Source organism: Stenotrophomonas sp. 2YAF22, from assembly GCF_052114665.1.
Lineage (GTDB): Bacteria > Pseudomonadota > Gammaproteobacteria > Xanthomonadales > Xanthomonadaceae > Stenotrophomonas > Stenotrophomonas indicatrix.
Window position 1 is genome coordinate 1 of the sequence record NZ_JBFRFE010000105.1, and the last position, 9,228, is coordinate 9,228.

The following is a 9,228-nucleotide window of genomic DNA, read 5'->3' on the forward strand; positions in this document are numbered from 1 at the left end:
GGCGGTGTCGGATTGCGGGGTGTCAGCCGCATGGATGCGGCTGCCAAGCCCCCATGGATGGGTTTACGGCGTCCCCGCAATCCGACACCACCCCGCCATCCCCCAGGAACCCAGCTGTTGCTGTTGCTTCGGCCCTGGCTTGAAGCCTCTGCAGGTGCCGGGTGCAACCCGGCCGATACCCTCCCGGTGCTAGGCTGTGGCCACCGACAACCACGGAGGCGGGATGGGGGCGATCGTGTTGTTGCCGCTGGGCGTGGACGACGCGGTGCTTGACCGCTGCCTGGCCGCGCTTGATGCCGGTACCGCAGCGGGAACATCGATCTGGCTGGCCGATGACGCGCAGGCCGGGCCACGCGCACAGGCGGTGGTCGAACACTGGCTGGCGCACACCCCGCTGCAGGCCGAATACACCCGCCGCGCCAGGCCACTCGGCGAGGTTGCCCACCTGGACGAAATGCTGCGTGCCTGCGATGGCCTGGACGTCGCGGTGCTGGCCCCGGACAGCGTGCCTGCACCGGGATGGCTGCAGCAGCTGCAGGCCACGTTTGCACGCGACGCGGCCATTGCCACGGCCACGCCGTGGTGCAACGTGGGCGAAACTGCGGCGTGGCCGCGCTTGGGTGAGCTCAACCCCGAACCGGACGACCCAGCGCTGTTGGCCCATGTCTGCGCCGCGCTGCCGACCCTGCATCCTGAACTCCCTTCGGCGGTCACCCACGCCGTGCTGGTGCGCGCCAATGCACGGCGGCGCGCCGGTGGCCTGGATGCAGAAAGTTACCTGGGCTGGAACGCGGCGCTGGTCGATCTGAGCCTGCGCATGGCCGGTCTCGGTTGGCGCAACGTGTTGTGCGAAAACGCCTTCGTCAGCCGTGCCAGTGAAGCGCCCAGCCGCGACGGCGATCTGGAAGCACTGGCCGCGCGCTGGCCAGGCTGGGTACCGCGGCTGGCTGACTTCCTGATGCACGATCCGCTGCACACGCTGCGCCAGGACCTGCAGCACGGCCTGCAGCAGGCGATAATGCCGCGCGGGCAGGGCGACCTGTTCGTCCCGCCATCACCGTTGGAGCCGCCTGTTTGAATTCCGCCATTGCCGCCATCGTCGTCACCTACCAGAGCGGCAGCACCATCGATGCCTGCCTGTCGCGGCTGCGCCAGGCGCAGGACGTGGCCGAGATCCGGGTGGTCGACAATGGATCGCTGGATGACACCCTGGAAGTCGTGCAGCGCCACGCCAGCCACGATCCGCGCGTACGTTTCATCGCCAACCCGGACAATCCCGGTTTCGCCGCGGCCAACAACCAGGGCGTTGCCGATTCACGCAGCCCGTGGCTGGCCTTCATCAATCCGGACCTGATGGTCGAAGTCGATACGCTGGCAGCCCTGCGTGACCGCGCCAATGCGGTGGGCGACAGTCTGCTGGGGGTGGAGCAGGTGGACGAACACGGGCAGGCCGATGACGCGGTGCGGCGCCGTGATCCGGACTTCCTTGCCATGCTGCGCTCGCCCGGTCGTGGCGCGCGGTTGGCTATTGCCCGCGACCCGGCGCAGCCGTTGCAGCAGGTGCCGGCATTGTCCGGTGCGCTGCTGCTGATGCCRCGCGCCCTGTTTGATCGCATCGGCGGCTGGGATGCCGGCTACCGGCTGCACGCCGAAGACCTGGACCTGTGCCGCCGCGTGCGTGAGGCCGGTGGCGTGGTCGCCATCGCCAACGACCTGAAGGTGACCCACGTGCGCGGGGTATCCAGCCGTTCGCGCCCGTTCTTCGTGGAATGGCACAAGCATCGCGGGCTGTGGCGCTATTTCAGCAAGTTCGAGGCGTCGCAGCGGTCGTTGCCGGTGCGGGTGGCAGTGTGGGGGGCGATCTGGGCCCATGCCCTGGTGCAGGTGCCGAGGTTGCTGCGCAGGTCGCTGTAACGCGCTGCCACAGGATCCTCCACGCATGGCGTGGATCTACTGCAGAGCGCGTGAGGGGCCCGCCTCCATCGCGGACCCCGGTTCACCCATACGGGCGCATAATTCCCCCATGCCTATCATCCAGTCCCTGCTCGACACCGACCTGTACAAGTTCACCATGATGCAGGCGGTGCTGCACCAGCACCCCGGCGCGCAGGTTCAATACCGTTTCAAATGCCGCACCCCCGGTATCGAGCTGGCCCGCTACATCGACCAGATCGATGAAGAGATCGACCACCTGTGCAGTCTGCGCTTCAGCCAGGAAGAGCTGGACTACATGCGTGGCCTGCGCTTCGTGAAGCCGGATTTCGCCGACTTCCTCGGCCTGTTCCATCTGGATCGCAAGTACATCCAGCTGCGCGCATCGAAGACCGTACCCGGTGAGATCGAACTGGACATCACCGGCCCGTGGCTGCACACCATCCTGTTCGAAGTGCCGCTGCTGGCGATCATCAACGAAGTCTGGTTCCGCAACACCACCACGGCGGATTTCGCCGAAGGCGAACGCCGCCTGCAGGCCAAGGCCGCGCTGCTGCGCGATACCCCCGGCTTCGAACAGTGCCGCATCGCCGACTACGGCAGCCGCCGCCGCTACTCGCGCGACTGGCATGCCCGCCTGCTGCCGCTGCTGCGCGATGCGCTGGGCCCGCAGCTGGTCGGCACCAGCAACGTGCACTTCGCGCGCCTGTACGGCATGACGCCGCACGGCACCATGGCCCACGAGTACCTGCAGGCGTTCCAGGCACTGGGCCCGCGCCTGCGCGATTCGCAGGTGGCGGCGCTGGAGTCGTGGGCGCGCGAGTACCGCGGCGACCTTGGCATCGCCCTGTCCGACGTGGTCGGGCTGGATGCGTTCCTGCGCGACTTCGACATGTATTTCTGCAAGCTGTTCGACGGCGTGCGCCATGATTCCGGCGACCCGTTCGACTGGGGCGACCGCATGCTGGCCCACTTCCAGCTGCGCCGGGTCGACCCGCGCAGCAAAGTACTGGTGTTCAGCGATGGGCTCGACATCACCAAGGTGATGCGCCTGTACGACTACTTCCGTGGCCGCTGCCAGGTGGCGTTCGGCGTGGGCACCCACCTGACCAACGATCTGGGGCCGACCCCGCTGAACATCGTCATCAAGATGGTCCGCTGCAACGGCCAGCCGGTGGCCAAGCTCAGTGACTCGCCGGGCAAGAGCATGTGCGACGACCCGGGCTACCTGTCCTACCTACGGCAAGTGTTCGAACTGCCTCCTGAAACGGGCCCTAGCGTCACATAGTGACGCTCTGCGTCAGTTGCTTCATCCGGCTTGCTACGCGTCTTTGTGATGCGTATCACATTTACGTGGCCGAACTTCACGAGATCGCTTACGATCCGCGTACAGGATGTTTGCAGGTCTTGAGGGAGTTCTGCGGTGAAGGTTCTTTCTGTTTTCGGTACCCGTCCTGAAGCAATCAAGATGGGGCCGCTGGTAAAGGCGCTGGGTGAGGCGCCGGATATCGAATCCATCGTCTGCACCACAGGCCAGCATCGGGCGATGCTGGACCAGGTGATGTCGCTGTTCGAGATCACCGCCGATCACGATCTTGATGTGATGGTTCCCAACCAGACCCTCAACGGCCTGTGCGCCAAGCTGTTCGAGCGCTTGGATGCGTTGTATGCGCAGGTGCGGCCCGATCGCGTGCTGGTCCACGGTGATACCACCACGGCGATGACCGCTGCAGTCGCTGCCTTCCATCACCGCATTCCGGTGGGGCACGTCGAAGCGGGCCTGCGTACCGGCGACATCACCCGGCCGTGGCCGGAAGAGATGAATCGCCGCGTCATCGATGTCGTCTCTGATTTCCTGTTTGCGCCGACGCCGAGCTCGCGTGCCAACCTTGCACGCGAACATCTGGGCGGCAGGATCCTGGTGACCGGCAACACCGTCATCGACGCCCTGCAGCAGACCGTACAGCAGCTCGATCGCGACCCGGCACTGCGCGCGCGCGCCGATGCGCCCTTCCAGATGCTTGATCCCGAGCGTCGCCTGCTGCTGGTCACCGGCCATCGCCGCGAGAGTTTCGGCCAGGGCTTCCTGGACATCTGCCGCGCACTGGCCGAGCTGGCCCAGCGCGAAGACCTGCAGGTGCTCTATCCGGTGCACCTCAACCCCAACGTGCAGGGCCCGGTGAATGCCGAGCTGGGCCATCTGGGCAACGTGCACCTGGTACCGCCGCAGGATTACCTGAGCTTCGTGCGCCTGATGCAACGCGCCGACGTGATCCTTACCGACTCCGGCGGCGTGCAGGAAGAAGCGCCCGCTCTGGGCAAGCCGGTGCTGGTGATGCGCGATGTCACCGAGCGTCCGGAGGCGGTCGATGCCGGGGTGGTGAAGCTGGTCGGCACCGCGCCGACGCGGATCGTCGATGCCGTCAACGCCGCGCTGGCACAGCCACCCCATTCGACGCATTTCGACCCCGACGCCAGTCCTTATGGTGATGGTCGAGCCAGTGCGCGCATCGTCGCAGCCCTGCGTGGGCATCCACTACCCGAATTCGCCACCGGCCACCGTGCCGGTCTTGCTCCCTCTCCTCTGCAAGAAGTGACGCCATGACCCAGACCGGCCGACGTAGCTTCCTCGTTGTTTCCTCCGTGCTGGCCCTGGCGAGCTCCGCTGCCGCTGCCGCTGCTGACAGCGCTGCCGGCCAGTTCACCGAATGGACCGGGGACAGCACGGTAAGCCGGCAGATGACGCTGCGCCAGCTCGGCTTCCGCCAGCCGCTGGTGCTCAGCGGGCAGGAGAGCCAGCGCGAGGTCTACCTGCCCGTACCAGTGGGCGTGCCGACCCGCGATGCGCAGCTGCAGCTGGATGGCCGCTATGTGCGTGGCCATACCGGGCGCACGTCGGGGCTGTGGTCGGTCGATGGCGATCCGATGGCGGCACGTTCGATCACCGACGCGCAGGGCGACGCCAGCCAGCTGCTGGCCATTGATGGCGAGCCCCGCGAGAACGGCTTCGTCCGTGTCGGCGTGGGCTGGTGGTCGATCGTTTCCGACTACCGCTGCGCGGACCAGAGCGCGCCAGCCAACGTACTGCGGCTGTCGCCGGATTCGCGCTTCAGCTATCGCTTCGATGGACGTGCGGTGGACACCGTGGCCAAGGCCTGGGGCGCACTGCCGCCGCGCGTGCGCCTGCTGGTGGAGGGCAAGGCGCTGCAGGCATCGACCTACGATGCGGCGTGGCGCATCGGTGCAGCATTGCAGACCGGAGGCAAGCAGGTTGATGTGGTCGCACTGCCCAAGGTCGGCGACAGCGTGGACCTGACCGGCATCATCATTCCCGCCAGTCTGCAGGGCGTGCCTGCCTACGCGGCGCTGGCAGCCGGTGAGCGCGCGCACGCAATCAAGGATCTGGCCGAAGTCGGTGCGCTGTTGTCGCTGCGTGACAGCGGCCCACTCGCCGCCGATGTGATGATCGGCAGCGATGCGCTGCGCAACGGCGTGCGGGCGGCACTGGATGCGCTGGCCGTGCAGGTCGGTGCCAGCGGCGCGGATGCCGCCAGCGCCTTCAGCACCTGGCGCGGCGCCGACATGGCGGCATTGGAAAAGCCGATGGCCAATGCCTCGGTGAGCGTGACCACCGTTGCCGGACGGCCGACCCTGGTGGTCGACCCGGCAGCCGGCGGCAAGGTAGCAGGGCTGCTGTCCGAACAGTGGCGCAACTATGCGTTGGGGCGTTCGCTGCAGGTCACGCAGGCGACCGCACCGGCGATGGAAGGGGATCGCGTGCTGCTGAGCCGGCTGGGCAACATCGCCGGCACGCAGGACATCGTCACCCGTGGCGACCGCAGCGCGACCTTCGAACTGGGCGCATTGTCGGCCGATGGCCGGTTGCCGGAAGAGGTGGTGCTGGATGTATCGGCTGCACCCAATGCGGCCGGGCAGGGCGCGGTTGCGACGATCTATTTCAACGACTACCTGCTCGGGGCAAAGGTGCTGTCCACCGATGGCAAGCCGCAGCGGCTGGTTGCCAAGGTGCCCACCTACGCGTTGTCGGCCCGCAATGAAGTGCGGGTCAGCTTCCTGCGGCAGCCGGCGCGGCCTTACTGCCACGATCCAGCCACCGCGTTCCCTGTGTCGATCCTGCCCAGCAGCCACCTGAAACTGGCCAAGCGCACGCTCGGCGCAGACTTCATCGGTGCGGCCAGCCAGTTGGCGCATGCCAATGAAGTGTTCGTGCCGGGTACCTGGCTGCAGGATGCGCCGACCTCGTTGGCCAAGGTCATCGCCATCGCCAGCGCCGTGGGCGCATCGCCGGAAGCAGCCAGCTTCAAGGTTGTGGATGCGGGCACGGCGATCAGCCCGACCAAGCCTTACCTGGCCTTCGCGCTGGCACCGTCCGGTGTCTCGCTGGCGGGCCTGAAGAATGGTCAGCTGCTGATTGCCGGCAAGCCGCAGCCGCTGCTGGACCTGACCGGGTTGGAACACGCCGCTGCAGTGCAGGTGGCCACTGCCGGTGGCCAGACCGGTGTGCTGTACAGCGATCTGGGCACCCGGGGTCCGACGCTCGACACACCGTTCCGCCTGCTGCGTGGCGACCTCGCCGTGATCGACGGCAGTAACGTCGTCCGTGATTTCGACAGCCAGGATCCCTACGGTTCGCGTATCGCCCAGGAGGGCAATCCGCAGTCGAAATGGGAACAGCACATGATATGGCTGCTGTTGCTGGTGGGCATCGTGGTGCTCGCCCTGGCGGCCGCCCGCATCACCCAGATCCGTCGCCGCCGCAAGTCTGCCAGCACCGGGCACTGATCGACCGTGGACGGTCTGTTCTGGAACATCCAGCTGGCCAACTACTACGCTGCCCTGGAGACAGTGGCAGCGGCGGTGGCCGTGCTGATCCTGATTTCCAGCCTTGATGACCTGTTCATCGACGTCTGGTACTGGGTCCGCGAAAGCTGGCGCACGCTGACGGTCAAGAAGCGCCGTGAGTACAAGCCGCTGACCCAGCAGGACCTGCTGCAGCGGCCGGAACAGCCGCTGGCGATCATGGTGCCGGCGTGGATGGAATACGACGTCATCGCGCAGATGGTGGAGAACATGATCGATGTGCTCGACTATCGCGAGTACATCGTATTCGTCGGCACCTATCCCAACGACCAGCAGACCATCGACGAAGTCGAGCGCATGCGCCGGCGCTACAAGCGTCTGCGCCGCGTGGAAGTGCCGCATGACGGCCCCACCAGCAAGGCCGATTGCCTGAACTGGTTGATCCTGTCGATCTTCGACTACGAAAAGCGCCACGACATGGAGTTCGCCGGCGTCATCCTGCACGACAGTGAAGACGTGCTGCACCCGATGGAACTGCGTTTCTTCAACTACCTGCTGCCACGCAAGGACATGATCCAGTTGCCGGTGACCTCGCTGGACCGCGAGTGGTACGAACTGGTGGCGGGCGTGTACATGGATGAGTTCGCCGAATGGCATGCCAAGGACTTGGTGGTCCGCGAGAGCGTGTCCGGCATGGTGCCGTCGGCGGGCGTGGGCACCTGTTTCTCGCGACGTGCGCTGCTGGCGCTGAGCGAGGCCACCGGCAACCAGCCGTTCAATACAGACAGCCTGACCGAAGACTATGACGTCGGCGCACGGTTGGCGACGATGGGAATGCACTCGATCTTCGCCCGCTTCCCGGTGCAGTTCCTGGTACGGCGACCGTCCTGGTTTGGCTGGGGGCCGGTGCGTGAGCGCACCCAGCAGATGGCGCTGTGCGTACGCGAGTATTTTCCCGACAACTTCCGTGCGTCCTACCGGCAGAAGGCGCGCTGGGTACTGGGTATCGGCCTGCAGAGCTGGGAAACGCTGGGCTGGCGCGGCTCGCTGGCGACCAAGTACCTGCTGGCGCGCGATCGCAAAGGCATCATCACCTCCTTTGTCAGCATCATCGCCTACCTGATCTTCCTGCAGCTGCTGCTGTTCTGGCTGCTGAAGATGACCGGTGTGTGGAACCTGCAGTACCCCAGCGTGTTCCAGGCGGGCAGCTGGCAGATGAACGTGGCGCTGCTGACCACCGCTGCCCTGGCCACCCGCGTGGTGCAGCGCTTCTACTTCGTCAACCGGCTGTATGGCTGGGAACACGCGTTGATGTCGATCCCACGCATGGTGGTCGGCAACATGGTCAATTTCATGGCCACCGCGCGCGCATGGCGGATGTTCCTGGCCTATCTGTTTTTCGGCAAGCGCATGGTCTGGGACAAGACCATGCATGATTTCCCCGATGCCGCAGCACTGGTGCAGACCCGCAAGCGCCTGGGTGAACTGCTGACCACCTGGCAGGCCGTCGAGCCCGAGCGCCTGGAACAGGCGCTGCAGCAACAGCAGGGCGGGCGCCAGCAGCCTCTGGGCCGGATCCTGTTGTCGCAGGGCTGGCTGGATGATGAAACGCTGGCCGAGGCGATTGCCTTCCAGGGCGACCTGCAGCGTGCGGTGATCGACGTCGATTATCTGGGCCGGGGCGGGTTCCCGGTCAGCGTCGACGCCTGCGTGCAGTGGCGCATGCTGCCGTTGCCGCCCCTGCAGGAAGGTACCCTGCGGCTGGCCGTGGCCAATCCACTGTCGGAGGCCGCACTGGACCTGTTGAAGCAGGAAACCGGCAACGCCCAGGTCGAGCAGAGCATTGCCCGCGAAAGCGAGATCAACGCCGGCCTGCGCATGATCAGTGGCGCCGAGCTTTGGCGCATCGATACCGTGCCGTTGCTGGGCGACCTGCTGGTGGAAATGCGCCTGATCGACCACGCGCATTTCGAGATCGCACTGGATGAGTACAAGCCCCAGCGTGATGGACGCATCGGCGACTACCTGGTCAAGCGGGGCATCGCCACCGAAGACGCCATCGCCCAGGCGATGGAAGAACAACGCCGCCGCGCGGCGATGCTGCAGTCGCCGCCTCCCGGAGTTGCAACGGTATGAAGACCTCGCTGCTGTCCACCGTCATCGCCGTTGCCCTGGCGGCCGCTGCCCCGGCATACGCGCAGGCCGACGTGCCATTGCCGCTGTCCGGGCCCGCCTACCGCATGGCCGAGCAGGCGTTCGCCGCCTACGAGCGTGGCGATTACAGCACGGCCCTGCGACAGGCCGGCGAAGCATCGCGGCTGCGCCCGGATGTGGTGCGCCTGCGGTTGCTGCAGATCTATTCGCTGCAGAAGCTCGGTCGCAGTGATGAGGCACGCCAGCAGGCGCGGCGTGCGCTGGATGCGGGGCTGAAGGATCCGGCGTTGCCGGGGCTGGCCACCGCGCCGGCGGCCGCTG

Annotated in this window: 6 protein-coding genes and 1 pseudogene; all 7 read left to right on the top strand. The window is 66.3% G+C overall.

All coding sequences use genetic code 11. From position 1 onward, the window contains the following. The first annotated feature begins 223 nt into the window (after window positions 1-223). Window positions 224-1,078: a glycosyltransferase family 2 protein gene (locus tag AB4Y84_RS06475; RefSeq protein ID WP_312108535.1), complete on the top strand. Its 855-nt coding sequence runs from the start codon at window positions 224-226 to the stop codon at window positions 1,076-1,078. Then, window positions 1,075-1,914, top strand: coding sequence for a glycosyltransferase family 2 protein (locus AB4Y84_RS06480; protein WP_312108533.1), 840 nt, complete (start codon window positions 1,075-1,077; stop codon window positions 1,912-1,914). Before AB4Y84_RS06475 ends, AB4Y84_RS06480 begins: the two co-directional genes overlap by 4 nt. A 109-nt stretch (window positions 1,915-2,023) precedes the next feature. Beyond that, a complete protein-coding gene (gene pncB, locus AB4Y84_RS06485) occupies window positions 2,024-3,220 on the top strand; it encodes a nicotinate phosphoribosyltransferase (RefSeq protein WP_442244685.1) in 1,197 nt (398 codons plus the stop codon). A 135-nt stretch (window positions 3,221-3,355) separates the two neighbouring features. Continuing rightward, window positions 3,356-4,537: a UDP-N-acetyl glucosamine 2-epimerase gene (wecB, locus tag AB4Y84_RS06490; RefSeq protein WP_442244684.1), complete on the top strand. Its 1,182-nt coding sequence runs from the start codon at window positions 3,356-3,358 to the stop codon at window positions 4,535-4,537. Further along, on the top strand, window positions 4,534-6,735 hold the full coding sequence (locus tag AB4Y84_RS06495; protein WP_442244683.1) for a hypothetical protein: 2,202 nt from the start codon (window positions 4,534-4,536) through the stop codon (window positions 6,733-6,735). Before wecB ends, AB4Y84_RS06495 begins: the two co-directional genes overlap by 4 nt. A gap of 6 nt (window positions 6,736-6,741) precedes the next feature. Continuing rightward, window positions 6,742-8,889: a glycosyl transferase family protein gene (locus AB4Y84_RS06500; protein WP_032978927.1), complete on the top strand. Its 2,148-nt coding sequence runs from the start codon at window positions 6,742-6,744 to the stop codon at window positions 8,887-8,889. After that, window positions 8,886-9,228 (top strand): annotated as a pseudogene (locus AB4Y84_RS06505) (NfrA family protein); the annotation flags it as partial. The gene AB4Y84_RS06500 and the pseudogene AB4Y84_RS06505, both read left to right, overlap by 4 nt.

Coding starts and splice junctions, on each gene's coding strand:
- pncB (WP_442244685.1), top strand. CDS start 2,024: ATGCCTATCATCCAGTCCCTGCTCGACACCGACCTGTACAAGTTCACC.
- AB4Y84_RS06475 (WP_312108535.1), top strand. CDS start 224: ATGGGGGCGATCGTGTTGTTGCCGCTGGGCGTGGACGACGCGGTGCTT.
- AB4Y84_RS06495 (WP_442244683.1), top strand. CDS start 4,534: ATGACCCAGACCGGCCGACGTAGCTTCCTCGTTGTTTCCTCCGTGCTG.